We start from the raw sequence: 25,726 nt of genomic DNA on the forward strand, positions 1-25,726 counted from the left end.
TGGCCCATGTGCGGGGTGCTAACTATGCGCGGCGTTTGGAGTTGAAGGCAAGGCCCGCGGGCACGCCAACGAGCCGGTTGCCGTGCGCCCGGCTGCACAGGTCCGGGCGCCTCGACAGTGCAGCGATAAAGCGGTTATTGCTCGCCACGTTCCCGGGCAATGGCCCGGTAGCCGATGTCGGTCCGGTAGAAGCTGCCGTCCCAGGTGATCTGCTCGGCCAGGCGATACGCTTGCTGCTGAGCGGATTCGACGGTCTCACCCATGGCCGTGGCGCACAGCACGCGCCCCCCAGCGGTAACCACGTCACCGTCCTTCAAGGCAGTGCCCGCATGGAATACCTTGCCTTCGATTTTTGCGGCCGCCTCCAGGCCTGAAATGGCTGCGCCCTTGGCGTAGTCACCAGGGTAGCCGCCTGCGGCCAGCACCACACCCAGACTAGGGCGTGGGTCCCACTGCGCCTCGACCTTGTCCAGGGCCTTGGCAAAGGCTGCTTCGATGAGCAGTACCAGGCTCGACTCCAGGCGCAGCATGATCGGCTGGGTTTCCGGGTCGCCGAAGCGGCAGTTGAATTCGATGACCTTGGGGTTGCCCGCCTTGTCGATCATCAGGCCTGCATACAGGAAGCCGGTGTAGACATTGCCTTCTTCAGCCATGCCGCGCACGGTCGGCCAGATCACCTGATCCATGACCCGCTGGTGAACCTGGTCAGTGACTACAGGGGCAGGGGAGTAGGCACCCATGCCGCCCGTGTTCGGGCCGCTGTCCTGGTTGCCGACGCGCTTGTGGTCCTGGCTGGTGGCCATGGGCAGCACGTTGTGGCCGTCGACCATGACGATGAAGCTGGCTTCTTCGCCATCGAGAAATTCCTCGATGACCACGCGCGAACCCGCTTCACCAAAGGCATTGCCCGCGAGCATGTCTCGCACGGCGGCTTCGGCTTCTGCCAAGGTCATGGCGACGATCACGCCCTTGCCAGCGGCCAGGCCATCGGCCTTGATCACGATCGGCGCGCCTTTTTCCTGCAGGTACGCCAAGGCCGGTTCGATCTCGGTGAAGTTCTGGTAGTCGGCCGTCGGGATCTTGTGGCGGGCCAGGAAGTCCTTGGTGAACGCCTTGGAACCTTCCAGTTGGGCAGCGCCCTGGGTCGGGCCGAAGCAGTCCAGGCCACGGCTGCGGAACAGGTCGACCACACCGATGACCAGTGGCGCTTCCGGGCCGACGATGGTCAGGTCGACGTTCTTCTCGGCAAAGTCAGCCAGTTGCTCCAGAGCGCAAACGTCGATGGCGACGTTCTCGCACTTGGCCTCGATGGCGGTGCCAGCGTTGCCTGGAGCCACGAAGACTTTTTCGACGCGTGGGTCCTGGGCGACTTTCCATGCCAGGGCGTGCTCACGGCCGCCGCTGCCGATGATCAAAACTTTCATGTCAAAACCTCTAGATCTGTCGAGCAAAAGGCTGTGCCTCTCGCTGTGCCAGGTCGCACCGCAGCAGTTGCCTGCCTGGGTGCGGCCGATTGCCCTGAATCAGTGGCGGAAGTGGCGCATGCCGGTGAACACCATGGCGATGCCGGCTTCGTCAGCGGCAGCGATTACCTCGGCGTCACGCATCGAGCCGCCGGGCTGAATGACCGCGCTGATGCCGACCTTGGCCGCATTGTCGATGCCATCGCGGAACGGGAAGAATGCGTCCGAGGCCATGACGGCGCCCTGCACCTGCAAGCCGGCATGTTCGGCCTTGATGGCGGCGATACGGGCGGAGTTGACGCGGCTCATCTGGCCCGCGCCAACACCGATGGTCTGGCGCTGCTTGGCATAGACGATGGCATTGGATTTGACGAACTTGGCCACTTTCCAGGCGAACACCAGGTCGTGGATCTCTTGCTCGGTGGGTGCACGCTGGGTGACGATCTTCAGGTCATCGGCGTTGATCATGCCGATGTCACGACTCTGGACCAGCAGCCCGCCGTTGACTCGCTTGAAGTCCCAGCCGGCAGCCCGCTCCGCTGGCCACTCGCCGCATTCGAGCAGGCGCACGTTCTGCTTGGCTGCAACCACCTCGCGCGCAGCCTGGGAGATCGTCGGTGCGATGATCACCTCGACGAACTGGCGCTCGACGATGGCTTTGGCGGTTTCGCCGTCCAGCTCGCGGTTAAAGGCAATAATGCCGCCGAAGGCCGATTCGGTGTCGGTGGCGTAGGCCAGGTCGTAAGCTTTGCGGATACCGCCTTCGTCTTCAGGCACTACGGCCACGCCACACGGGTTGGCATGCTTGACGATGACGCAGGCCGGCTTGACGAAGCTCTTGACGCACTCGAGCGCAGCGTCGGTGTCGGCCACGTTGTTGAAGGACAGCTCTTTGCCCTGCAGCTGCACGGCAGTGGAAATGCTGGCTTCGCCTTTCTTGGCTTCCACGTAGAACGCCGCGCGCTGGTGCGGGTTCTCGCCGTAGCGCATTTCCTGGGCCTTGACGAACTGGGTGTTGAAGGTGCGCGGAAAATCGCCGCGTGCCTCGGTGCTCAGGGTTTCCCTGGCCTGGTCCACGGTGCCCATGTAGTTGGCGATCATGCCGTCGTAGGCGGCGGTGTGTTCGAAGGCCTTGAGCATGAGGTCGAAGCGCTGGGCGTAGGTCAGACCGCCGGCCTTCAGGCCCTCGACGATGCTGGCGTAGTCACTGGCGTTGACCACGATGGCCACGTCCTTGTGGTTCTTGGCAGCCGAGCGGACCATGGTCGGGCCGCCGATATCGATGTTCTCGATGGCGGTCGGCAGGTCGCAGCCAGGCTTGGAGATGGTGGCTTCGAAGGGGTACAGGTTGACCGCCACCAGGTCGATGGGCTTGATCCCGTGCTCGTTCATGATCGCGTCGTCGGTACCGCGACGACCGAGGATGCCGCCATGGATCATCGGGTGCAGGGTCTTGACCCGGCCATCCATCATTTCGGCGAAGCCGGTGTAGTCGGCCACTTCCACCGCGTTGACACCGTTGTCCTTGAGCAGCTTGTAGGTGCCGCCGGTGGACAGTATCTCGACCCCGAGCAGTTGCAGCTCACGGGCAAATTCGAGGATACCGGTCTTGTCGGAGACGCTGATCAGGGCGCGGCGGACTGGCAGGCGGGTAGTCTGGTCGGTCATTTCGGGTTCCAATAACGCGGTGGAGTCAGCAAAAAAGGCGTCTGTGTTGAGACAGGCGCCTTTTTCGATCGGGATTCTGGCTTACAGCAAGTCGTATTGCTTGAGCTTCTTGCGCAGCGTGCCTCGGTTCAACCCGAGCATCTCGCTGGCTTTGGTCTGGTTGCCCTTCACATAGCTCATCACGCTTTCAAGCAGCGGCGCCTCGACTTCGGAGAGCACCAGGTTGTACACGTCCGTGACGGTCGCGCCTTCGAGGTGGGCGAAGTAGTTGTGCAGCGCCTTCTCGACGCTGTCGCGAAGGGTCTGGCCCTCTTCGCTTGGCGTGTTCAGGTGCTGTTTCAGGTTGGCGTTGTCGCTCACGGGCGTTGTTCCACTCACAAATGTTTCGGTCATCATCGTCATGCGGCCACCCCTTGTCCGTCCTCTGTCTCAAGGCTCTGTCGACGTTCACTGAAAAACGCGCGAACGTTGGCGCACTGCGCTTGTGTGTCTTCCAAAGCGTTGAACCGGGAGCGAAACTCCTTGCCGCCGGGTCGTGTCGCCAGGTACCAGCCCACGTGCTTGCGGGCGATTCGCACGCCCATTACATCGCCGTAGAAGGCGTGCAGGGCGGCCAGGTGCTCTAGCAGGATGCGTTCCACCTCGTCCAGCTGCGGCGCTGGCAAATGCTCGCCAGTGCGCAGGTAATGCTCGATCTCGCGAAAGATCCAGGGCCGCCCTTGAGCGGCCCGGCCGATCAGCAGGCCATCCACGCCCGTGGCGTCGAGCACTGCCTTGGCCTTTTCCGGCGAGGTGATGTCGCCGTTGGCGAAAACCGGGATGGACACCGCTTGCTTGATAGCGGCGATGGTGTCGTATTCGGCTTCACCGGTGTACAGGTCGGCGCGTGTGCGGCCATGCACCGCAAGCGCCTGGATGCCAGCCTGTTCAGCGATCTTCGCCACGTTCAGGCCATTCTTGTTGGCCCGGTCCCAGCCGGTGCGGATTTTCAGCGTCACCGGCACGTCCACGGCGCCCACGACGGCGTGCAGAATTTCGCTGACCAAGGCTTCATCTCTCAATAAAGCAGAGCCTGCCGCCTTGTTGCAGACTTTTTTTGCCGGGCAGCCCATGTTGATATCGATAATCTGGGCGCCCGCGGCGACATTGGCCTGTGCAGCCGCCGCCATCATCTGTGCATCGCCGCCGGCGATCTGGACCGAGCGGGGCTCGGGATCGCCTTCGTGGATGCGGCGCAGGCTCGACTTGCGGCTGTTCCACAAGGACAGGTCGCTGGAGACCATTTCCGACACCACCATGCCTGCGCCCATGCGCTGGCAAAGTGTTCGGAACGGCTGGTCCGTGACCCCAGCCATGGGTGCGAGGATCAGATTATTGCGCAGTGTATAAGGGCCGATGCGTACCGCCGACATAGGTGTTCCCTGTTGTGGGGCCGAATCTTGAGGTTCGAAAAAGGGTTGGCATGATACCCGCTCTGGATGACCGGATAAAGATGGATTTGGATAAAATCTGAACAACTGCGGGTTGCCGCCCCTGCACCTTGGGCTCCGGGTCGTCAGACCCGGACAAGCGGCATCATGGCCGGCGTGCCGGCAGCGTACCGGGTAGGCCGCCTGGGTTTATTCCGGCGAGCGAAAGCTCAGGCTGTAGTTCACCGCTCGCTGTCCTGGGTCCAGAATATCCAGCGCGATGTGGATCGGGGTCTGGCTGGGCATTTCGCCGCGTCCGGCCAGCTCCCCGGACAGGTATTCGGCCGGTTTGAAGCGGCGACTGGCAATCAGTTGGCCGTTGAGGTCCGAGAAGCGCAGTTCGAGCAGTGGAAACGGTTGGGCGAAAGGTGCGCGGTTATAGATGATGGCGTCCACGATCAGCGCCCCTTTGAAGTCCGGGTGGCTGCGCACCACCAGGTTGCTGCTCTTGATCCGGTTCACATCGACGCGAGAGGGGACCTGGCAGCCCACGACCGGGCACACCTGCTCGAACAGTGGGCGATACTGGTCCTGTCGGGACAGCTCGTCGAAATGGAACCACACATACTGCAAGGCTAGCGTGGCGGCAGCGATCAGCGTCAAGCCACCCCATAACAAACGCTTGCCCCAGGCCGGGGCCGGTTTCTCCCAGCCCAGTTGCAGCGGGTCGTCCACCACATCCACCAGGGGTTCCTTGCGCCTTGGGCGTTCGACCTTGTCAGTGACTTCAGGCTCCAGACGCCCCATGGGCAACGGCGCCTCGTCGAGTTCATCGTCGGCGCGCAGGCTAGTTGCCAAAGGTTCGTCGTCGTGCGCGGTGAGGCCGGCAATCGACACATCGTCATCGTCATCGGGGCGCAGCGGCGCTCCCAGTTTCGGCTCATCTTCATTCGTAACGATGCTGCCCAGCGGCGGCTCACCTTCTGCATCGGTGTTCAGGTCAGCGGTGAAGGTCGGCTCGGTACGCGCCTCGCGCCGTGAATCTGCCTGGGGGGCGGACTTGAGCACGGGGGCGGCATCAGCCTGTTCCGGTTCAAACGGCTCGCCGGCTGCAGTGCCGAAGACCTCGTCCAGGTGTTCCTCTGTGTCCTCCTCGTGACGCCGTGCCTGCAGCACGGGCGTCTGGTCGGCCTCACCCACCTGTATAGGCGTGTGGCGGCGTTCCAGGCGCTCCAGTTCCTTGTCCAGATCGAGTTCGTCCAAGGCCTGGGCGGTCTGGGCCCAGGCCTCGTCGTCCGGGGCGATGGGGTGCCCTTGCGCGGGGGTGGGCGCGGCAGGCGACGGCGCTGCCTCGGTTGCCGGCAGCGGGTTCGCCTGAGGGGGGGCGCTGCGGTTCTGTGCCAGCAGCTGCTTGGCGGCATTGAACACTTGCAGGCACTGGCCGCAACGCACCACGCCACGGGCCACGCTCAACTGGTGGTGGGTGACACGAAAGCTGGTCTGGCAATGCGGGCACTGGGTGACGAAACTGTCGGTCATGCGGCGATCCGGAGGCTGTGCTGAGGGCTATTCTGGGTTCGACTAGCGGCGGCGACCACTGATTCGCACCCAGCCATCGCGAACGACGATGGGGTCCAGGTCGAAATCGGCAGCGTAGGCGGCAGCCACTTCTTCACCTTGTTCGGCGAGGATGCCCGACAGCGCCAACAGGCCGCCCGGGCGAACCAGGCCGCTGAGTTGCGGTGCCAGCGCCACCAATGGCCCGGCCAGGATGTTGGCCACCAGCACGTCGGCCTGCATGGCAGGCATGTGCTCGGGCAGGTAGAGCGCGAACAGCTCGTCGGCAATGCCGTTGCGCTGGGCATTGTCGCGAGAGGCCTCGATGGCCTGCACATCGATGTCCGTGCCTACCGCTTCGCGCGCGCCCAGCAGCAGTGCAGCGATGGCCAGAATGCCCGAGCCACAGCCGAAGTCCAGGACCTGGGTGCCTTGCAGTTGCTGACCGTCGAGCCATTCAAGGCACAGCGCCGTGGTGGGGTGCGTGCCCGTGCCGAACGCCAGGCCAGGATCGAGCAACAGGTTCACGGCCTCCTTTTCCGGGGCATCGTGCCAGCTGGGCACGATCCACAGCCGGCGGCCGAAGCGCATCGGCTGGAAGTTGTCCATCCAGCTGCGTTCCCAATCCTGGTCTTCGATCACTTCGGCCTGGTGCTGGGGCAGCTCGACCCCCGTCAGCAGGTGCAGGTGCGCGAATACCTGCTCGGGGTTGGTGTCGGCCTCGAACAGCGCCAGCAGATGGGTGTGCGACCACAGCGGCGTGGTATTGAGGTCTGGCTCGAAGATGGGTTGATCTTCGGCGTCCATGAAGGTGACCGACACCGCGCCGACTTCCAGCAGCGCGTCTTCGTAGGTTTCGGCTTGTTCCGGGCTGATGGCCAGACGTACTTGCAGCCAGGGCATGGCGTGTACCTTTGATAGATCCAGAAGGGCAGCCCAAGGCTGCGCGGAAGCCTGGCAGTTTACGCGAGTGCGTGGGGTTTGTAGAGACGCCTGCGCCTGCCAGGTGCCGGTGCCTAAACAAAGCACAGGGACAGGGATTCGGCCCGGTAGGCGGGCTTGTCCTCGTCTTTTATCTCCAGTGTGGCGATGGCCTTGAGCAACCATTGGCCGGGGCGCTTTTGCTGCACATCGGCCAGCTCGACATGCAGGCGCACTTGGCTGTCGACCTTCACCGGCTGGATGAAGCGCACGCTGTCCAGGCCGTAGTTGACGACCATTTTCAACCCCTGTGGCAAGACCAGGATGTCTTCGATCAGCGCAGGTATCAGGGACAGGGTCAGAAACCCATGGGCGATGGTGCAGCCGAACACGGTCTGCGCCGCTCGCTGCGGGTCGACGTGGATGAACTGATGATCGCCAGTCGCCTCGGCGAAACGGTCGATACGCTGCTGGTCGATGGTCAGCCAGGCCGAGTGGCCGAGGGACTTGCCGATGTATTGGGTAAGCGCGGTGACCGGCACTAGCGGCATGGTGAGCCTCATGGGTATTAAATGGTACGTGCGTGCAAGATCAACACGCCCGGCCAGGCCGGTCAAGTTGCGCTCGGCGCTGGCAGTGTGCCCATGCTTATAATGAGCCGCACGCCTGAAGGAGAACGTTATGCTGTTGCGGGGTTTGACCTGGCTGGTGCTGTTCCAGCTGTTGGGGACGGCAGTCAATCATCTGTTGGTTCCCGTCTTGCCGGGGCCGATCATTGGCCTTTTGCTACTGCTGGGCTTTCTGATGGTGCGCGGCGAGGTGGGGGCCCCCCTCAATGAAGCTGCCGGCAGCCTGCTGCGCTACTTGCCGCTGTTGTTGGTGCCTCCTGCCGTGGGGGTGATGGTGTATGCCCGCGACATCGCCGCCGACTTCTGGGCCATTGTCGGCGCGCTGCTGATTTCCTGCCTGCTGACGCTGGTGGTAGTGGGCGTGCTGATGCAGAAACTCATTCATCGTCAGGCCCGGCGCGAGGACCAGCCATGATGCTCGACTGGCAAGGCGCAGTGAATGCAGTGGTCCACCACCCGTTGTTCGGCATTGGCGTGACCTTGGGGGCCTATCAGCTGGTGCTGGCCGGGTATGAGAAGACCCGTTGGATCTTCCTGCAGCCGGTGCTGGTGTCGATGGCGCTGGTCATCGGCGTACTGCTGCTATGCGGCATCGACTACGCCGAATACCGCAAGAGCACCGAAATCATGAACATCCTGCTGGGCCCTGCCACCGTGGCCTTAGCGGTGCCGCTGTTCCTGAACCTGCGCCGCATTCGTCAGTTGTTCTGGCCGACCTTGACTACGCTGGTACTCGGAGGCCTGTTCGCCACGGTGTGTTGCCTGTTGCTGGGGTGGTGGTTTGGCGCCGAGCACATGATCCTGATGACCATGGCACCCAAGTCCGTCACCTCGCCCATCGCGATGCTGGTCGCCGAGCAGATCGGTGGGGTGGCGGCGCTAGCTGCGGTCTTCGTGCTGATTACCGGGGTGATCGGGGCCATTTTCGGGCCTGCCTTGTTGAGCCGCTGCGGTGTGCTCAGCCCTGAAGCGCGGGGCATGTCCCTGGGCATCACGGCCCACGCGGTCGGCACCTCGGTGGCCTTGCAGGAAAGTGACGAATGCGGCGCCTTCGCCGCGCTGGCGATGAGCCTGATGGGCGTGGCAACGGCAGTGTTCCTGCCGCTGGCCGTCAGCCTGGTGGCTTGAGGAGTGATGATGATGCTACCGCTGTTTCCCCTCGACACCGTGCTGTTTCCAGGGTGTTTTCTCGACCTGCAGATTTTCGAAGCCCGCTACCTGGACATGATCGGGCGTTGCATGAAACAGGGCGAAGGCTTTGGTGTGGTCTGCATCGTGGAGGGCGAGCAGGTCGGCAAGGCGCCGCCCGTGGTGGCGTCCATTGGCTGCGAAGCCGTGATCCGCGATTTCGTCCAGCAGGAAAACGGCCTTTTGGGCATTCGCGTCGAAGGCGTGCGGCGTTTCGATCTGCAGGCCACCGAAGTGCTCAAGGATCAGCTGCTGGTGGGGCAGGTGCAGTGGCTGCCTGATCTTGAAGACAGCCCCTTGCAGGAAGCGGACGACGATTTGCTGGCGCTGCTGCTGGCCTTGGGCGAACATCCGATGGTCGAGGCGCTCGACATGCCCCGGGCCGTGGACGGGCGTCAGACACTGGCCAACCAACTGGCCTACCTGCTGCCCTTCACCGAGCAAGACAAGCTGGACTTGCTGGCCCAAGACTCGCCCGAGCAGCGGCTGGGCGAGATCCACAGGTTGCTCGAGCGCATCCAGGGTGAGCTGTTTGCCTAAATAGCGCCGGGCGTCAGTATTGGTACCTGAGCAGCGCGTGGGGCAGGGCGTGGGTGGCAAAGAAGGCCAGCAAGGCGATGCAGGCCGGCAACACCAGCCACCAGACCTTCAGGGGCAGGGCCGGCAGGGTCTGCCGGTACTGGGACAACGTCAGGCTGATCGCGCAGACGCAGCAGGCCAGCAGGGCACCGGCCAGGATGTCGGTGGGCCAGTGTGCACCCAGGTACACCCGCGACAGGGCGATGGCCAATGCCGGAATGCAGCCCAGCATGATCCAGGTCAGGCGCATGCGCGGTGGCTGGCCGCGGCCGGCGAGCACCGCCAGCACCAGAAAGAACGCAAACGACGCCGAGCTGTGGCCGCTGGGCATGCTGTAGCTGGTCAGCGGGTCGGTCAGCACTTCCGGGCGGGCCCGGGCGAACAGCCACTTGAGCGTGCCGTTGGCGATGGCGGTGCCCATCAGCGCCCCCGCGGCGAAGAAAGCGTGCCGCCACTGACGTACCACCAGCAGCAAGCCTGTCAGCAGCCCGCCCAGAAAGAACTGCGTGCGAAAATCCCCAAGCCGCGTCACCACCACCACGGCGCCGTCGATGGCCTGGCTGCGATGCTCCTGGACCAGGGTCATCACCCCGTCGTCGAAGTCGTGCAAGTAAGGCCAACCGAGAAACACCCCGACCAAGGCCAGCAGGCACAGGGCACCAATCAGCCGTGTGCCGTGCCGGCGGTCGCGGATGCTGGTGCTCAGACTAAGGCCGATGATCACCGCCAACGTGCCAAAAATGATGCCGGCCTGGGGCCAGAAGCCTTCGGGCAGGGGCAGGCGCATGGCAGCGCCCGTGGCCCAACCGGGCAGCAGGTAGGCGATCGACCATCCTGCGGCTGCCACCAGGCTAACGGCGATGAACCGCAGCAGGGGCATGTCGAACATGCCTGCGACCATTGGCAGCATGGGCCGCAACGGGCCGATGAAGCGGCCTACGAGCAGGCTGGCGATGCCATAGCGCTTGAAGTAGGTTTCGGCGCTGCCGATCCATTCCGGGTGGTGTCGCAACACCGGCAGGCGGCGAATGTTCTGGTGGAAATGCTTGCCGATCATGTAGGACAGCGCGTCACCCAGTAACCCACCCAAAAAGCCCAGCAGCAAGGTTTCGCCAAGGCCCAGCACACCGCTGCCTGCCAGCACGGCGACCGCGAACAGCAGCACCGTGCCGGGGACGATGATGCCGGCGATGGCCAGGCATTCGATGCACGCGACCAGGAAGATCGCGACGCCCAGCCACTGTGGGTTGGCGCCCAGCCAACCGGTCAGGCCGTCGAGCCATTGTTCCATGGTTCAGTTCTCTTGTTCGATGATTGAGAAGTCACGGCCTTCGACTTGGCCGCGCCGCAATGGGTTGCGCGTGCAGAACCGGGCGTACGCGGCATCGACGAAGCGGTACGGCAGGTGCTCGTCACGCCCGTGGGGAATGCCCAGGCGCGCTGCCTGGATCACCCGGGGCACCGGGTTGGCGCAGTCGTCCACATACAGCCGCTGCGGGTCGAAGCGCTGCGCATCCCACTGTGGCACCTTGAGGCCCAGCGCCCGGCACAACAGCGTCTGCCCTGCGCACAGGCGCTCGATGGGGCGCAGGTTGCCGCTGGCGTCGGGGTTGTTCAGGTGCATCTGCGCCAGGCTGTCTGGCCCGGACAAGGCATCCTGCCATGGGTAGGCAGACTTGATGAGCACCGCATTGCCGGGACCCTGGGCGCTGAAGTTCAGGGAGTCGCCGCCGCGGGCGTAGTACATATAGATGTGCCCACCATCGAGAAACAGCGCCTTGCGCTTTTCGGTGTAGCCCAACGACGCATGGCTACCCTTGTCGGCGAGGTAATAGGCCTCGGTCTCGATGATACGGGCGGCGAGCCACAGGTTGCCCTGGCGGTGGCGGATAACCTTGCCCAACAGGGCTTTGGCCAAGGTCTGGGCGTCGCGGTCGAAAAAGCTGTCTGGCAGTGCTGGCATGCAAGGACTTCGCAGGCTAAAGGCATGAGGGTAACAAGCGCTACCTTAACCGAATCTGAAACCTGCGAATATGCGACGGCGCACGGCAGCGATTTCCACAGAGTTCTGCGTTTTTATGGATAAGCCCGGTTACATCTTTCCTACGGATTACCCACAGCTTTTTTTACCATCCGCCACCCACCGCTGGGCGTACACCTGCGCGACAGTTATAATCAGCCGTTTCCCCACCGCCAAGACATCGAGCCCATGACTGAGTCCGTTCTTGACTACATGACCCGCCTGGGTCGCGCAGCCCGTGAAGCGTCCCGGGTAATCGGCCGTGCCAGTACCGCGCAGAAGAACCGTGCGCTGCACGCTGCCGCCGACGCGCTGGATGCAGGGCGTGACGTGCTGATCGCAGCCAACGAGCAGGACTTGGCCCACGGCCGTGCCACCGGGCTGGAAGCCGCGTTGCTCGACCGCCTGGCCCTGACCCCGGCGCGCATCGATGGCATGATCACCGGCCTGCGCCAGGTGGCCAGCCTGCCTGATCCGGTCGGCGCCATTCGCGACATGAGCTACCGCCCATCGGGCATCCAGGTCGGCAAGATGCGCACGCCGCTGGGCGTCATCGGCATCATTTACGAATCACGCCCGAACGTCACCATCGACGCGGCCAGCCTGTGCCTGAAGTCAGGCAATGCCACCATCCTGCGCGGCGGCTCCGAAGCCATCCACTCCAACCGCGCCATTGCCGCCTGCATCCAGCGCGGCCTGGCGGCGGCAGGCTTGCCCGCGGCCGTGGTCCAGGTGGTGGAAACCACCGACCGCGAGGCAGTGGGCGCGCTGATCAGCATGCCCGAGTTCGTCGATGTCATCGTGCCGCGCGGCGGCCGGGGCCTGATCGAGCGCATCAGCCGCGACGCCCGGGTACCGGTCATCAAGCACCTCGACGGTATCTGCCATGTCTATGTCAGCCAGCATGCCGACCTGGACAAGGCCTGGCGCGTGGCGTTCAACGCCAAGACTTACCGCTACGGCATCTGCGGGGCGATGGAAACACTGCTGGTGGACCAGCAGGTTGCCGAGCGCTTCCTGCCAGAGATGGCGCGTCGCTTCCAGGAAAAGGGCGTTGAGTTGCGCGGTTGCGAGCGTACCTGTGCGCTGATCGACGCGCACGCGGCCAGCGAAGATGACTGGCACACCGAGTACCTCGATGCAGTACTGTCCATCCGTGTGGTGCAAGGCCTGGATCAGGCCATCGAGCATATCAACCACTATGGCTCGCACCATACCGACTCGATCATCACCGAGCATCAGGGGCAGGCGCGCCAGTTCATGGCGGAAGTCGACTCGGCCTCCGTCATGCTCAACACCCCGACCTGCTTCGCCGACGGCTTCGAATATGGCCTGGGTGCCGAGATCGGCATTTCCACCGACAAGCTTCACGCCCGTGGCCCGGTCGGCCTCGAAGGCCTGACGTGCGAGAAATACGTGGTGATCGGCGACGGTCAACTGCGCGGCCAGGAGTCCTGCTGAGTTGAATCAGGCCCAGGCAGTGCGCCGCGTCGGCATTCTTGGCGGCACCTTCGACCCGGTTCACATCGGCCATCTGCGCAGTGCGCTGGAAGTCGCCGAGTTCATGGCCCTGGACGAGCTGCGCCTGCTGCCCAATGCTCGCCCGCCGCACCGAGACACGCCGCAAGTGGCCGCGCATGATCGCCTGGCCATGGTGCGGGGCGCCGTCGCGGGCGTTGCAGGCCTGAGCGTGGACGCACGTGAACTGGCACGGGACAAACCGTCGTACACCATCGATACGCTGGAGTCGATCCGTGCCGAGCTTGCTGCTGATGACCAGTTGTTTTTGGTGCTGGGCTGGGACGCCTTTTGCGGACTGCCGGGTTGGCACCGCTGGGAAGAACTGCTGCAACACTGCCACATCCTGGTGCTGCAACGCCCGGATGCGGACGTAGACCCCCCCGACGAACTGCGCAACCTGCTGGCTGCCCGTTCGCAGAGCGATCCCACCGCCATGTCCGGCCCGGCGGGAAACATTTCGTTCGTCTGGCAGACACCGCTTGCGGTGTCGGCTACACAGATCCGACAGCTGCTGGCCAGCGGCAGGTCGGTGAGGTTCCTGGTGCCGGACGCCGTACTGGCCTACATCGAGGCGCACGAACTGTATCGTGCGCCCAACTGACGGTGCCCCTGGCACCTCATCCTACGAGTTGAACGAGTTTTATATGACCAAGCAGAAAATTTACGGCGACGAACTGGTCGCAGTGACCACGGCAGCGCTGGAAGACGTCAAGGCCCAGGATATCCAGGTCATCGACGTGCGTGACAAGCACAGCCTGACCGACTACATGATCATCGCCACCGGTACCTCCAACCGTCAGATCAACGCCATGGCCGAGAAGGTCCGCGAGGCGGTCAAGGCCAAGGGCGCCCAGCCGCTGGGTGAGGAAGGCAAGGGTGACAGCGATTGGGTGCTGCTGGACCTTAACGATGTCATCGTGCACATGATGACCGCGGCTGCACGCCAGTTCTACGACCTCGAACGCCTGTGGCAGGGTGCCGAGCAGAGCCGCGCCGCCGATGGCAAGCACCACAGCCCGGACCATGTCCACGAGTACTCCGACAAGCTCAAAGATCGCGAATAAGGAAAGCGCCGTGCGTCTGCGCCTGATCGCGGTCGGCTCGCGCATGCCGAAGTGGGTCGAGGAGGGCTGGCATGAGTATGTCAAGCGCCTGCCGGCCGAACTTTCGCTCGAGCTGGTGGAAATACCGCTGAACACACGCGGCAAGAATGCCGACGTCGCCCGCCTGATTCGCCAGGAGGGCGACGCCATGCTCAGCAAGGTGCAACCCGGCGAGCGCGTCGTGACCCTTGAGGTTCATGGCAAGCCGTGGAGCACCGAGCAGCTGGCAGGTGAGCTGGACCGCTGGCGCCTGGATGCGCGCACGGTGAATTTGATGGTGGGCGGGCCCGAAGGGCTTGCGCCGCAAGTGTGCGCCCGCGCCGATCAGCGCTGGTCCCTGTCGCCGCTGACCTTGCCGCACCCGCTGGTCAGGATACTCATCGGCGAGCAGGTCTACCGGGCCTGGACGGTGTTGTCCGGCCATCCCTACCACAAATGAGCCTGTAAGCAGCCCGATGTCGCAGCCGATCCGCCTCAAGGACCACGAAAAAGACGCCCGTCTGGTGCGCAACCGCGTCGTGGTCGGCGCCGTGGCGGTCATGCTGCTCATCTGCGTGCTGATTGCGCGGCTGTACTACCTGCAGATCATCCAGTACGACTACCACTCCACGCTGTCGGAGAACAACCGGGTGCACGTGCAGCCGATCCCGCCGACACGCGGGCTGATCTTCGACCGCAACGGGGTAGTGATCGCCGACAACCGGCCCAGCTTCAGCCTGTCCATGACCCGGGAGCGTGCCGGAGACTGGCAGCAGGTACTGGACAGCATCGTCGAGATACTGGAACTCACCCCAGACGACCGCGCGCTGTTCGAAAAGCGCATGCGCCAGGGGCGCAGGCCGTTCGAGCCGGTACCTATCCTGTTCGAACTCAACGAGGAACAGATCGCCCGTGTGGCGGTGAACCAGTTCCGCTTGCCAGGGGTGGAAGTGGTCGCCCAGCTGGTACGTCACTACCCACAGGGGGCGCATTTCGCGCATTCGGTGGGCTACGTCGGGCGTATCAACGAGAAAGAGCTCAAAACCCTGGACCCTGTGAACTACAGCGGCACGCACCACATCGGCAAGACCGGCATCGAGCGGTTCTACGAGGCCACGCTGCACGGCCAGGTCGGCTACGAAGAAGTCGAGACCAACGCCCGCGGCCGTGTGCTCAGGGTGCTCAAGCGTACCGATCCCAAGCCTGGCAAGGACATCGTGCTGAGCCTGGACATCAAGTTGCAGGAAGCGGCCGAGGCCGCCCTGGCCGGGCGCCGTGGCGCGGTGGTTGCGCTTGACCCACGCACTGGTGAGGTGCTCGCCATGGTGAGCCAGCCCAGCTTCGACCCAAACCTGTTCGTCACTGGCATCAGCTTCAAGGCCTATGCCGAACTGCGTGATTCGATCGACAGGCCGCTGTTCAACCGCATCCTGCGCGGCCTCTACCCGCCCGGCTCGACGATCAAGCCCGCCGTGGCGATCGCCGGCCTGGACAGCGGCGCGGTGACCCCGAGCAGCCGTGTGTTCGACCCAGGGTACTACCAGCTGCCCAACTACGATCACAAATACCGTAACTGGAACCGCTCGGGTGACGGCTGGGTAGACCTGGATACCGCCATCATGCGTTCCAACGACACCTACTTCTACGACCTGGCCCACAAGATGGGCATCGACCGGTTGTCCAGCTATATGAACAAGTTCGGCATCGGCCAGCGGGTGTCGCTGGACATGTTCGAAGAGTCCGCAGGGTTGATGCCGTCGCGGGAATGGAAGCGGGCCACGCGCCGGCAGGCCTGGTTCCCGGGCGAAACCCTGATCCTGGGTATCGGCCAGGGCTACATGCAGGCCACGCCGCTGCAGCTTGCGCAGGCGACGGCGCTGATTGCCAACAAGGGTGTGTGGAATCGGCCGCACCTGGCCAAGACCATCGAAGGGGAACCGCCGGTGGACGAAAACCCAATGCCGGACATCGTGCTGCGCGACAAGGCCGATTGGGCGCGCGTGACCCATGGCATGGAGCAGGTGATGCACGGCGCGCGCGGTACTGCCCGCAAGGCCGCCATCGGCGCCCAATACCGCATCGCCGGCAAAAGTGGTACCGCCCAGGTGGTGGCCATCAAGCAGGGCGAGAAGTACGACCGCAACAAACTTCAGGAGCGTCACCGCGACCATGCCTTGTTCGTGGCCTTCGCTCCGGCAGACGACCCCAAGATCGTGGTGTCGGTCATGGTGGAGAACGGTGAGTCGGGTTCTGGGGTGGCTGCGCCAGTGGTGCGCCAGATCATGGATGCCTGGCTGCTGGACGAAAACGGCCGGCTCAAGCCTGAGCTTGCGCCGGCTACCGCTACTCAGGAGTCGCCGCTGTGATGAACAATTTCGATCGCATGCTCTCCAGCGAGGATGTGATGCGTCGGCGCGCCAGCTTCCTGCAGCGCATCCACGTCGATGGTCCTTTGCTGATCATCCTCCTGACCCTGGCCGCAGGCAGCCTGTTCGTGCTGTATTCGGCCAGCGGCAAGAACTGGGACCTGTTGCTCAAGCAGGCCACCTCGTTTGGCATCGGCCTGGTATCGATGTTCGTCATCGCCCAGCTCGAGCCACGGTTCATGGCGCGCTGGGTGCCACTGGCCTACCTCACCGGGGTGTTGCTGCTGGTGGTGGTGGACGTGATGGGCCACAACGCCATGGGTGCGACGCGCTGGATCAACATACCCGGGGTGATTCGCTTCCAGCCCTCCGAGTTCATGAAGATCATCATGCCGGCGACCATCGCCTGGTACCTGTCCAAGCGCACCCTGCCGCCGCACCTCAAGCATGTGGCCATCAGCCTGGTATTGATTGGCGTGCCGTTCATCCTGATCGTGCGCCAGCCGGACCTGGGTACGGCGTTGCTGATCCTGGCCTCCGGTGCCTTCGTCCTGTTCATGGGCGGCCTACGCTGGCGTTGGATTCTCAGCGTGCTGGCGGCCACGGTGCCGGTGGCGGTGGCCATGTGGTTCTTCGTGATGCACGACTACCAGAAGCAGCGGGTGCTGACCTTCCTCGATCCGGAGAGCGACCCGCTGGGTACGGGCTGGAACATCATCCAGTCCAAGGCAGCGATTGGTTCTGGCGGCGTGTTCGGCAAGGGGTGGCTGCTGGGCACCCAGTCGCACCTGGACTTTCTGCCTGAAAGCCACACCGACTTCATCATCGCCGTGCTGGGCGAGGAGTTCGGCCTGGTGGGCATTTGCCTGTTGCTGATCGTCTACCTGCTGCTGATCGGCCGGGGCCTGATGATCACGGCGCAGGCACAGACATTGTTCGGCAAGCTGCTGGCAGGCAGCTTGACCATGACGTTCTTTGTATACGTGTTCGTCAATATCGGGATGGTAAGTGGCCTTTTGCCCGTCGTCGGCGTGCCGTTGCCCTTCATTAGCTATGGCGGAACTTCATTGGTGACGCTGCTGTCAGCGTTTGGCGTTCTGATGTCGATCCACACGCATCGAAAGTGGATCGCACAGGTTTGAATAAGGTGAACAATTACATGCAAGCAGTGCGTAACTGGGCTACCCGTTGTGCGCCGTGGTTTGGTGCGGTGAGCCTGTTTGGCGCTGTACAGCTGGCCGAGGCTGGCGACTACGACAACTCGCCCCAGGTGGCCGAATTCGTTGGCCAGATGAGCCGCGACCATGGTTTTGCCCCAGAACAACTGATGGGCGTGTTCCGTGAAGTGCAGCGCAAGCAGTCGATCCTCGATGCGATTTCGCGGCCCGCCGAACGGGTCAAGCCCTGGAAGGAATATCGCCCCATGTTCCTCACCGACGCGCGCATTGCGCGGGGCGTGGACTTCTGGCGTCAGCACGAGGCCGTGCTGGCGCGGGCCGAGCAGGAATACGGGGTGCCGGCACAATACATCGTGTCGATCATTGGCGTTGAAACCTTTTTCGGGCGCAACACGGGCAACTTCCGGGTGCTTGACGCGTTGTCCACCCTGGGCTTCGATTATCCCCCCCGCGCCGAATTCTTCCGCAAGGAACTGCGTGAGTTCCTGCTGCTGGCCCGTGAAGAACAGCTCGATCCCCTGACCCTCAAGGGCTCCTATGCCGGGGCCATGGGGCTGCCGCAGTTCATGCCCAGCAGCTTTCGCAACTATGCCGTGGACTTCGACGGTGATGGGCACATCAACATCTGGACCAACCCCGATGATGCCATCGGCAGCGTGGCGAGCTACTTCAAGCGCCATGGCTGGATGGCCGGAGAGGAAGTGGTCAGCCGCGCAACCGTGCAGGGCGAGCGCGCCGATCAAGGCCTGACCACCGGTATCGAGCCGGCCAGCACGGTCGGAGAGTTGCGTGCCCTTGGCTGGTCGGTTCATGATTCGCTGCGCGATGATCTGCCCGTCACGGCCTTCCGCCTGGAGGGTGAGAACGGCCCCGAGTACTGGGTGGGGCTGAAGAATTTCTACGCGATCACTCGCTACAACCGCAGCGTGATGTATGCCATGGCGGTGCATCAGCTTGCGCAACAGCTGGTCCAAGCACGGGGCGTCAACTAATGCGCGCAATTTTCTCTACCACTTCCTTCAAACTGATCACCTGCGCAGCCATCGGCCTGGCATTGGTCAGTTGCTCCTCCAGCCGCCCGGCGCCCAAGAGTTCCAGCGGTGCGAGCGTGGTGCGCAGCCAGCCCGGCCTGGACATCAACCGTGCCCACAAGGACGGTGCGCCGTGGTGGGATGTGGACGTCAACAAGATCCCCGATGCCACGCCCACCCTGCACACCGGCAACTACAAGGCCAACCCCTACACCGTCCTGGGCAAGACCTACTACCCGATGCAGGATGCGCGCAACTACCGCGCCGAGGGCACGGCGTCGTGGTATGGCACCAAGTTCCATGGCCAGAACACCGCCAACGGCGAGCTGTACGACCTGTACGGCATGAGTGCCGCGCACAAGACACTGCCACTGCCCGCCTATGTGAAGGTGACTAACCTGGCTAACGGTCGCAGCGTTATCCTGCGGGTGAACGATCGCGGCCCGTTCTATTCCGATCGCATCATCGACTTGTCGTACGCGGCGGCGAAGAAGCTGGGCTACGCCGAGATCGGCACTGCCCATGTACGCGTCGAAGGCATCGACCCCCAGCAGTGGTGGGCGCAACGTGGCCAGACGCCACCCATGGTGCTCAAGGAGCCCCAGGTGGCCCAGACCCAGGCGATCCCGGCCAGCTCCGGTCGGGTAGAGCAGTGGACGCCGCCGCCACAGCAGCATGCAGCACCGGTGGTGCCGGTGCAGGTGGGCGGCAACAACGTGCCTGCTGGCACTGGCGGCAGCTTCCTGCAAGTCGGCGCTTTCGCCAACCCGGATGCGGCCGAGCTGCTGCGCGCCAAGCTCAGCAGCATGGTCAGCGCACCGGTGTTCATCAGCTCGGTCGTGCGTAACCAGCAGACATTGCATCGTGTACGCCTGGGGCCGATCAACAGCCAGGGTGAAGTCCAGCAGGCGCAGAACAGCATTCGCCTGGCGAACCTAGGGCAGGCCAAGCTGGTCACAGCTGACTGACCAGGCGTCCCGGCAGGATGACCGACCCCTCGCGCACGGTATGAACAGCCTGCGTGTGGGGTTCACCTACGGGCAAGCACGGTGCAATGTGGCGGTTTTGTCATGAATTGACAGGCTCAGCCATGTACAATGCCGGTTTTGCCCGCAGCGGCACCCTGTCGCACGTTGCCGGGCCAGGCCTCAGGCCAATAACTAGACTGACCGGTGCTGGGCCGTGTGCTTGCCCAGAAAACATCTCCAGACCATTAAGCGATTTTCGAGAGACGGATGAACATCACCAACCTTGCCAAACGACTTTGCTTGCCCGTATTGCTCCTGCTCACTCCGGTAGCCTTCGCGGCCGAGCAGATGACGCCCGCGCCGCCTCAACTGGCAGCCAAGTCCTACGTACTCATGGACGCGTCCAGCGGCAACGTGCTGGTCGAGAACAACGGTGACGAGCGTCTGCCGCCAGCCAGCCTGACCAAGCTGATGACCGCCTACATCGCCACGCTGGACATCCGCCGTGGCCAGATCGGCGAAAACGACCCGGTGACCGTCAGCGAAAACGCCTGGCGCACCGGCGGCTCGCGCATGTTCATCAAGGTGGGCAGCCAGGTGACCGTCAGCGACCTGCTGCACGGCATCATCATCCAGTCCGGCAACGATGCGTCCGTCGCCCTGTCCGAGCACATCGCCGGCAGCGAAGACGCGTTCGCCGACATGATGAACAAGACCGCTGCCGACCTGGGCATGACCAACAGTCACTTCATGAACCCCACCGGCCTGCCTAACCCGGAGCATTATTCTTCTGCTCACGACATGGCGATCCTGGCCCGTGCGATCATCAATGTCGATCCGGCTCACTACGCCATCTATTCGCAGAAAGAGTTCTTCTGGAACAACATCAAGCAGCCTAACCGCAACCTGCTCCTATGGCGTGACAAGACCGTGGACGGCCTGAAGACCGGCCACACCGAAGAGGCTGGCTACTGCATGGTGGCATCGGCGGTACGTGACGGGCAGCGCCTGATCGCCGTGGTGTTCGGTACCAACAGCGAGCAGTCCCGTGCTGCCGAAACCCAGAAGCTGCTGACCTACGGTTTCCGCTTCTTCGAAACCCAGACCTTCTATCAGAAAGGCACCGAGCTGACCAAGGCGCCGGTCTGGAAAGGCGCCACCAGCGAAGTCAAGGCAGGCCTTGCCGAAGACCTGACCATGACCATGCCCAAGGGCCAGCTCAAGCGCCTGCAGGCTTCGATGACCATGAACCCGCAACTGACCGCACCCATTGCCAAGGGTGACGTGATCGGCAAGGTTGAAGTCAAATTGGACGACAAAGTGGTTCACAGCGCCGACCTGATCGCCCTCGATGGCGTCGAGGAAGGTGGTTTCTTCCGCCGTATGTGGGATAGCATCCGTCTATTCTTCTACGGGTTGTTCAACTGACACGTGACCTGCACACCCCCGCGTGATCGCGGGGGTGTTGTTGTTGCCACGGCTTGCGAGGCCGTTTCCGCCATGAGCGAACCAGACGTCAAGTCTCATAAAATCGAATTTCCCTGTGCCGACTACCCGATCAAAGTCATTGGTGACACTGGTGTCGGCTTCAAGGACACCGTGATCGAAGTGCTCAGCAAATACGCCAAGGTCGATCTTTCCACGCTGGCCGAACGCCAGAGCAAGGAAGGCAAGTACACCACCGTGCAACTGCACATCGTGGCCGAAAGCGAAAACCAGCTCCACGACATCAACAGCGCCCTGCGTGCCACCGGCATCGTGAAAATGGTGCTGTGATGCCCGGCTGCCTCGGTGTCCGCGAACTTGGCCTGCAGCCCTATGAGCCGGTGCTCGAGGCCATGCGGCGTTTCACTGAGCAGCGCACTGCCGATACCCAGGATGAAGTCTGGCTGGTCGAACACCCGCCGGTCTTCACGCAAGGGCAGGCTGGCAAGGCCGAGCACCTGCTGGTGCCGGGCGATATCCCCGTGGTGCAGGCCGACCGTGGTGGCCAGGTGACCTATCATGGGCCAGGCCAGCTGGTGGCCTACCTGCTGCTGGATGTACGCCGCCTGGGCTTTGGCGTACGCGACCTGGTCAGCCGCATCGAGCGCAGCCTGATCGCTTTGCTCGATGGCTACGCGGTGCAGGCCGCTGCCAAACCCGATGCACCCGGTGTGTATGTGGACGGCGCGAAGATCGCTTCGCTTGGCCTGCGTATCCGCAACGGCCGCTCCTTTCATGGCCTTGCCTTGAACGTGGACATGGACCTGGCGCCCTTTTGCCGAATCAACCCCTGCGGTTATGCGGGGCTGGCGATGACCCAGCTGCGTGACCTGGCAGGCCCGATCGAACTCGACGAGGTCAGGACAAGGCTGCGCGAACAGCTGGTCAAGCACCTCGACTACGCAGAGCAGACGACCCTCACGGGCGGAATCGACTGAATATGACTACTGTGCAAGAAGCCGTGCCGAACCTGATCCCAACCCAGGACGCTACGCCGCGCTCCGCCCCCAAGAAGGTCGAAGCTGGGGTCAAGCTGCGAGGCGCCGACAAGGTCGCGCGCATCCCGGTCAAGATCATCCCCACTGACGAGCTGCCCAAGAAGCCTGACTGGATCCGTGTGCGTATCCCGGTCTCGCCCGAGGTAGACCGCATCAAGCAACTGCTGCGCAAGCACAAGCTGCACAGCGTCTGCGAGGAGGCCTCCTGCCCGAACCTGGGCGAGTGCTTCTCGGGCGGCACCGCCACCTTCATGATCATGGGCGACATCTGCACGCGCCGCTGCCCGTTCTGCGACGTGGGGCATGGCCGTCCCAAGCCGTTGGACGTGGACGAGCCGAAGAACCTTGCGGTGGCCATTGCCGACCTGCGCCTGAAGTACGTGGTCATCACCTCGGTTGACCGTGATGATTTGCGCGATGGCGGCGCCCAGCATTTCGCCGACTGCATCCGCGAAATCCGCGCTTTGTCGCCAGGCGTGCAGCTTGAAACCCTGGTGCCGGATTACCGGGGCCGTATGGACGTCGCGCTGGCGATCACGGCTCAGGAGCCGCCGGATGTGTTCAACCACAACCTCGAAACCGTGCCGCGTCTGTACAAGGCCGCTCGCCCGGGTTCGGACTACGACTGGTCGCTGGACCTGCTGCAGAAGTTCAAGCAGCTGGTACCGCATGTTCCTACCAAGTCTGGCCTGATGCTCGGGTTGGGCGAGACCGACGAAGAAGTGATCGAGGTCATGCACCGCATGCGCGAGCACGACATCGACATGCTCACCCTGGGTCAATACCTGCAGCCATCGCGCAGCCACTTGCCGGTACAGCGTTTCGTGCACCCTGACACCTTCGCCTGGTTCGCCGAGGAAGGCTACCGCATGGGCTTCAAGAACGTCGCTTCCGGCCCGCTGGTGCGCTCGTCCTACCATGCCGACCAGCAAGCGCACGAAGCCAAGATCAAACTCTGATCTGACCGTAAAAAGAGAAATGCCGATGCGCCGCAAGGCCGCGTCGGCATTTTTTTTTCTACCAGCCAAGCCGTAAGCTGTTTGTGACAAGCCGTATGGAGTTGCCCGATGAACTGCGTAGAACCTTCTGCCTTGCCACTGCGCAAGGCCATTGAGCCCGATGCCTGCTTTGCCGTGGTTGCCCCGGCAGGCCCGGCGCGTCTGGATGTGCACAAAGCGGCCCAGTGGTTCGCCGAGCGCGGCTACCGCTGCCGGGTCTATCCAGGTGCGACTCAGTCCGAGGGCTACCTGGCAGGCGCCGACGCGCAGCGGCTTCAGGATCTGCACGACGCCTTTCGGGACCCGTCCATCGACGCGGTTCTGTGCATGCGTGGCGGCTACGGCAGCATGCGCCTGCTGGACAAGCTCGATTTCGAGCTGTTGCAACACCACCCCAAGCCTTTGATTGGCTACAGCGATATCACCGCCTTGCATGCGGCGCTCTACCGTCACACGAGGATGATCAGCTTCCACGGGGCCATGCTCAACGCCGACCTGCTGGGTGGCAAGCAGGCACCCACCGAATCGTCGCTGGTGGCGCAGTTGAGCGGGCAGGTGGCAGCCGGTGACCCGATCACGCACCCAGCGCAGTTCCCCTTGCACACGGTCTTCCCCGGCCGTGCCAGTGGCCCGCTGCTGGGTGGGAACTTGTCGATGCTGGGTGCGACCCTTGGGACCTTGGCAGAGCTGGATACCCAGGGCTGCATCCTGTTCATCGAAGACGTGAACGAGCCGTTGTACCGAGTCGATCGCCTGCTGACGCAGTTACGGCTAGCTGGCAAGCTAGAAGGCATCAGGGGTGTGCTGGTAGGGGACTTTGCTGGTATTACCGCGGCGGCGCTGGCACCGCTGCTGCGCGACACGTTCGGCCCTTTGGGCGTCCCTGTGCTGGCCGGATGGCGCAGTGGGCACTGTGACCCCAATATCTGCCTGCCGCTAGGTGCTCGAGTAACGCTGGACAGCGAGCGGCAGCGCCTGGTGCTGGAGCAGGCGCTGTTCCAGGCATGAGCCTGGCGCCAAGGCCACCCCAGGGTCACGGTTACCGTGCCCAGGGGGACCCGCATTGTTGCCAGTCAGCGAGAGCGTGTGGCTACCGTAGGCTCTCCAGGAGCTTGTGCGTCGGATAGCCATCGGCTGGCCAGCCCAGGCCCTGCTGGGCATTACGGATGGCCTTGCGGGTGTTGGCGCCAATGATCCCATCGGCGTTGCCCGCCTCAAAGCCCTTGGCATTGAGCAAGTTCTGCAACTCCATGCGCTCGCTACGGCTCAGGGGGGTGTCGTCCTTGGGCCAGCTGCCAGCGATGAAGCCCCAGCCGGTGAAGCGATCGCTCAGCAGGCTGACGGCCAGCGCGTAAGCCGATGAGTTATTGTATTTAAGGATGGCGCGGAAATTGTCGAGAACCAGGAATGCCGGGCCTCGCGCGCCAGCGGGCAGCAACAGGGCGGCTGGCAGCTCATTGCTACCGGCTGGCAACTGCGTACCAGCAGGCAGTGTCAGGCCCATGGCCAGCCATTCGGCGATCGGCTTGCGCGAGGTCCCGTCAGCTTGCCAATAATCGAAGCCTGCCGGTACCTGCACCTCGAACCCCCAAGGTTGGCCACGCTTCCAGCCTGAGCTTTGAAGGTAGTGTGCAGTGGAGGCCAAGGCATCGGGCGTGCTGTTCCAGATATCGCGGCGGCCATCGCCGTCGAAATCCACGGCATGGGTGTTGTAGGTGGTCGGGATGAATTGGGTCTGGCCCATGGCGCCGGCCCAGGAGCCGCGCATCGCATCAGGCTGAATATCACCGTGCTGGATGATCTGCAGGGCGGCAATCAGCTGGTCTTGGGCAAACTGTGGGCGTCGTCCTTCGTAGGCCAGAGTGGCCAGGGAGCGGATCACTGACTTGCTGCCCTGGAACTGGCCGAAGTTGCTTTCCATGCCCCATACCGCGACCAGGATCTGGCGATCAACGCCGTAGCGCTGTTCCAGGCGGGTCAGCAGCTCGGCGTTCTGCTCCAGCAGCCTTTTGCCGTTGCGTACGCGTACGGGGGATAAGGCACCTTCCAGGTATTCCCAGACTGGCCGGGTGAACTCTGGCTGGCTTCGGTCAGCCTTGATCACGTCCATGTCCGGCGTGACGCCGAGAAACGCCTTGTCGAAAATTTCCGGGGCAATGCCCGCTTGTAGGGCCTGCTGGCGGAAACCTGCTTGCCACTGGGCAAAGGTTTGGGACGGCTGGATATCTGGGTTGCTGTCTGGCGCCTTGCCAGGTGCATTCACGACAGGTGCCGGCTGCGCCTGGGCGAGGGGCAATGCATCGGCTGCCGTGGGTTTTTCCGCACAGGCAACGAGCAGGATGAAGCTGGAGGCCGCAACGAGCTGGCGGGTTTCCCAACGAGGAAAAAGACGGTAGAGCATGCACAGGTCCAGGTCTGCAGGTCAGGTGATGACCATATCATGCCTGCGCTACGGATGCCTTCATGCCGCCAAAAAGTAAGAAGCCTCCCAATCTCTCGATTGGAAGGCTTCGCGGCGGTAGCTGCCCTTGCCTTTCTCCGGCCGTTCCCGACGGCAACGGAACAGGGGCTGGGCGACGATGGACTTGGCCTTGTTATGGCCTTGCTTGGTTGGTTTTTTGCTCATGAAAGTGGTTCCTGCGTTGGGACAGTGCGGGCTGCACTG

Annotated in this window: 27 protein-coding genes; 16 read left to right on the forward strand and 11 right to left on the reverse strand. The window is 63.3% G+C overall.

What is annotated here, in order from left to right:
• Positions 1–134: 134 nt before the first annotated feature.
• The 7 genes from purD to B2J77_RS02640 form a co-directional block, all read right to left on the reverse strand.
• Positions 135–1,424, reverse strand: coding sequence for a phosphoribosylamine--glycine ligase (gene purD / locus B2J77_RS02610; RefSeq protein ID WP_058638217.1), 1,290 nt, complete (start codon positions 1,422–1,424; stop codon positions 135–137).
• A gap of 99 nt (positions 1,425–1,523) precedes the next feature.
• Positions 1,524–3,131, reverse strand: a complete 1,608-nt coding sequence (gene purH, locus B2J77_RS02615; protein ID WP_058638216.1) for a bifunctional phosphoribosylaminoimidazolecarboxamide formyltransferase/IMP cyclohydrolase — start codon at positions 3,129–3,131, stop codon at positions 1,524–1,526.
• An 81-nt stretch (positions 3,132–3,212) separates the two neighbouring features.
• Positions 3,213–3,533: a DNA-binding transcriptional regulator Fis gene (gene fis, locus B2J77_RS02620; protein ID WP_023534526.1), complete on the reverse strand. Its 321-nt coding sequence runs from the start codon at positions 3,531–3,533 to the stop codon at positions 3,213–3,215.
• On the reverse strand, positions 3,530–4,543 hold the full coding sequence (dusB, locus tag B2J77_RS02625) for a tRNA dihydrouridine synthase DusB (protein WP_058603523.1): 1,014 nt from the start codon (positions 4,541–4,543) through the stop codon (positions 3,530–3,532). Before dusB ends, fis begins: the two co-directional genes overlap by 4 nt.
• A 207-nt stretch (positions 4,544–4,750) precedes the next feature.
• Positions 4,751–6,079, reverse strand: coding sequence for a DUF3426 domain-containing protein (locus B2J77_RS02630; RefSeq protein WP_078477930.1), 1,329 nt, complete (start codon positions 6,077–6,079; stop codon positions 4,751–4,753).
• Positions 6,080–6,121: 42 nt separating this feature from the next.
• A complete protein-coding gene (gene prmA / locus B2J77_RS02635; protein ID WP_078477931.1) occupies positions 6,122–7,000 on the reverse strand; it encodes a 50S ribosomal protein L11 methyltransferase in 879 nt (292 codons plus the stop codon).
• A gap of 113 nt (positions 7,001–7,113) precedes the next feature.
• A complete protein-coding gene (locus tag B2J77_RS02640) occupies positions 7,114–7,569 on the reverse strand; it encodes a MaoC family dehydratase (RefSeq protein ID WP_058603526.1) in 456 nt (151 codons plus the stop codon).
• Between the two features lie 130 nt (positions 7,570–7,699).
• On the opposite strand from B2J77_RS02640, the gene B2J77_RS02645 reads away from it, so the two are divergent.
• Genes B2J77_RS02645 through B2J77_RS02655 form a run of 3 tightly spaced genes read left to right on the forward strand, consistent with a single transcriptional unit; the run spans position 7,700 to position 9,375 of the window.
• A complete protein-coding gene (locus tag B2J77_RS02645; protein ID WP_023534554.1) occupies positions 7,700–8,062 on the forward strand; it encodes a CidA/LrgA family protein in 363 nt (120 codons plus the stop codon).
• Complete coding sequence (locus B2J77_RS02650) at positions 8,059–8,775, forward strand: LrgB family protein (RefSeq protein WP_058603527.1); 717 nt, start codon at positions 8,059–8,061, stop codon at positions 8,773–8,775. Before B2J77_RS02645 ends, B2J77_RS02650 begins: the two co-directional genes overlap by 4 nt.
• 9 nt (positions 8,776–8,784) lie before the next feature.
• A complete protein-coding gene (locus tag B2J77_RS02655; protein ID WP_058638979.1) occupies positions 8,785–9,375 on the forward strand; it encodes an LON peptidase substrate-binding domain-containing protein in 591 nt (196 codons plus the stop codon).
• 13 nt (positions 9,376–9,388) lie between these two features.
• Here the strand turns inward: B2J77_RS02655 and B2J77_RS02660 are convergent, their stop codons facing one another.
• A complete protein-coding gene (locus B2J77_RS02660) occupies positions 9,389–10,705 on the reverse strand; it encodes a bifunctional DedA family/phosphatase PAP2 family protein (protein WP_058638945.1) in 1,317 nt (438 codons plus the stop codon).
• 3 nt (positions 10,706–10,708) lie between these two features.
• The gene (locus tag B2J77_RS02665; protein WP_078477932.1) at positions 10,709–11,377 is read right to left on the reverse strand and encodes a DNA-3-methyladenine glycosylase; all 669 of its coding nucleotides are present in this window, start codon (positions 11,375–11,377) and stop codon (positions 10,709–10,711) included.
• A 246-nt stretch (positions 11,378–11,623) separates the two neighbouring features.
• Between B2J77_RS02665 and B2J77_RS02670 the strand changes: the two genes are divergently transcribed.
• From B2J77_RS02670 to B2J77_RS02730, 13 genes are all read left to right on the forward strand, one after another.
• A complete protein-coding gene (locus B2J77_RS02670) occupies positions 11,624–12,895 on the forward strand; it encodes a glutamate-5-semialdehyde dehydrogenase (protein WP_058638946.1) in 1,272 nt (423 codons plus the stop codon).
• A 1-nt stretch (position 12,896) separates the two neighbouring features.
• A complete protein-coding gene (gene nadD / locus B2J77_RS02675) occupies positions 12,897–13,556 on the forward strand; it encodes a nicotinate-nucleotide adenylyltransferase (RefSeq protein ID WP_078477933.1) in 660 nt (219 codons plus the stop codon).
• Between the two features lie 43 nt (positions 13,557–13,599).
• Complete coding sequence (gene rsfS / locus B2J77_RS02680) at positions 13,600–14,019, forward strand: ribosome silencing factor (protein WP_027915263.1); 420 nt, start codon at positions 13,600–13,602, stop codon at positions 14,017–14,019.
• A gap of 10 nt (positions 14,020–14,029) precedes the next feature.
• Positions 14,030–14,497, forward strand: a complete 468-nt coding sequence (gene rlmH, locus B2J77_RS02685) for a 23S rRNA (pseudouridine(1915)-N(3))-methyltransferase RlmH (RefSeq protein ID WP_023534514.1) — start codon at positions 14,030–14,032, stop codon at positions 14,495–14,497.
• A 16-nt stretch (positions 14,498–14,513) separates the two neighbouring features.
• Complete coding sequence (gene mrdA, locus B2J77_RS02690; RefSeq protein WP_058603532.1) at positions 14,514–16,403, forward strand: penicillin-binding protein 2; 1,890 nt, start codon at positions 14,514–14,516, stop codon at positions 16,401–16,403.
• A gap of 38 nt (positions 16,404–16,441) precedes the next feature.
• Positions 16,442–17,545, forward strand: coding sequence for a rod shape-determining protein RodA (rodA, locus tag B2J77_RS02695; protein WP_042139378.1), 1,104 nt, complete (start codon positions 16,442–16,444; stop codon positions 17,543–17,545).
• A gap of 17 nt (positions 17,546–17,562) precedes the next feature.
• Positions 17,563–18,573: a lytic murein transglycosylase B gene (mltB, locus tag B2J77_RS02700; protein WP_058603533.1), complete on the forward strand. Its 1,011-nt coding sequence runs from the start codon at positions 17,563–17,565 to the stop codon at positions 18,571–18,573.
• Positions 18,573–19,580 (forward strand): septal ring lytic transglycosylase RlpA family protein, encoded by a 1,008-nt coding sequence (locus B2J77_RS02705; RefSeq protein WP_058603534.1) that lies wholly within the window; start codon positions 18,573–18,575, stop codon positions 19,578–19,580. The genes mltB and B2J77_RS02705 overlap by 1 nt, the downstream gene beginning before the upstream one ends.
• A gap of 267 nt (positions 19,581–19,847) precedes the next feature.
• Positions 19,848–21,008: a D-alanyl-D-alanine carboxypeptidase family protein gene (locus B2J77_RS02710; protein WP_023534573.1), complete on the forward strand. Its 1,161-nt coding sequence runs from the start codon at positions 19,848–19,850 to the stop codon at positions 21,006–21,008.
• 72 nt (positions 21,009–21,080) lie between these two features.
• Positions 21,081–21,356 carry a DUF493 domain-containing protein gene (locus B2J77_RS02715; RefSeq protein ID WP_058603535.1) on the forward strand — a complete coding sequence of 92 codons (276 nt, stop codon included), beginning with the start codon at positions 21,081–21,083 and terminating at the stop codon, positions 21,354–21,356.
• Positions 21,356–22,003, forward strand: coding sequence for a lipoyl(octanoyl) transferase LipB (gene lipB / locus B2J77_RS02720; protein WP_058638951.1), 648 nt, complete (start codon positions 21,356–21,358; stop codon positions 22,001–22,003). The genes B2J77_RS02715 and lipB overlap by 1 nt, the downstream gene beginning before the upstream one ends.
• A 2-nt stretch (positions 22,004–22,005) precedes the next feature.
• Positions 22,006–23,022 (forward strand): lipoyl synthase, encoded by a 1,017-nt coding sequence (gene lipA / locus B2J77_RS02725; RefSeq protein ID WP_058603537.1) that lies wholly within the window; start codon positions 22,006–22,008, stop codon positions 23,020–23,022.
• Positions 23,023–23,130: 108 nt separating this feature from the next.
• Positions 23,131–24,069, forward strand: coding sequence for a S66 peptidase family protein (locus tag B2J77_RS02730; RefSeq protein ID WP_058638952.1), 939 nt, complete (start codon positions 23,131–23,133; stop codon positions 24,067–24,069).
• An 82-nt stretch (positions 24,070–24,151) separates the two neighbouring features.
• Here the strand turns inward: B2J77_RS02730 and B2J77_RS02735 are convergent, their stop codons facing one another.
• Together B2J77_RS02735 and arfA are read right to left on the reverse strand one after the other, a co-directional pair.
• Positions 24,152–25,462: a lytic murein transglycosylase gene (locus B2J77_RS02735; protein ID WP_058638953.1), complete on the reverse strand. Its 1,311-nt coding sequence runs from the start codon at positions 25,460–25,462 to the stop codon at positions 24,152–24,154.
• Positions 25,463–25,522: 60 nt separating this feature from the next.
• Entirely contained in the window at positions 25,523–25,687 is a 165-nt protein-coding gene (gene arfA / locus B2J77_RS02740; RefSeq protein WP_078477934.1) for an alternative ribosome rescue factor ArfA, read from the reverse strand.
• Positions 25,688–25,726 lie beyond the last annotated feature (39 nt).

This window comes from Pseudomonas parafulva, from assembly GCF_002021815.1.
GTDB classification, from domain to species: Bacteria; Pseudomonadota; Gammaproteobacteria; order Pseudomonadales; family Pseudomonadaceae; genus Aquipseudomonas; species Aquipseudomonas parafulva_B.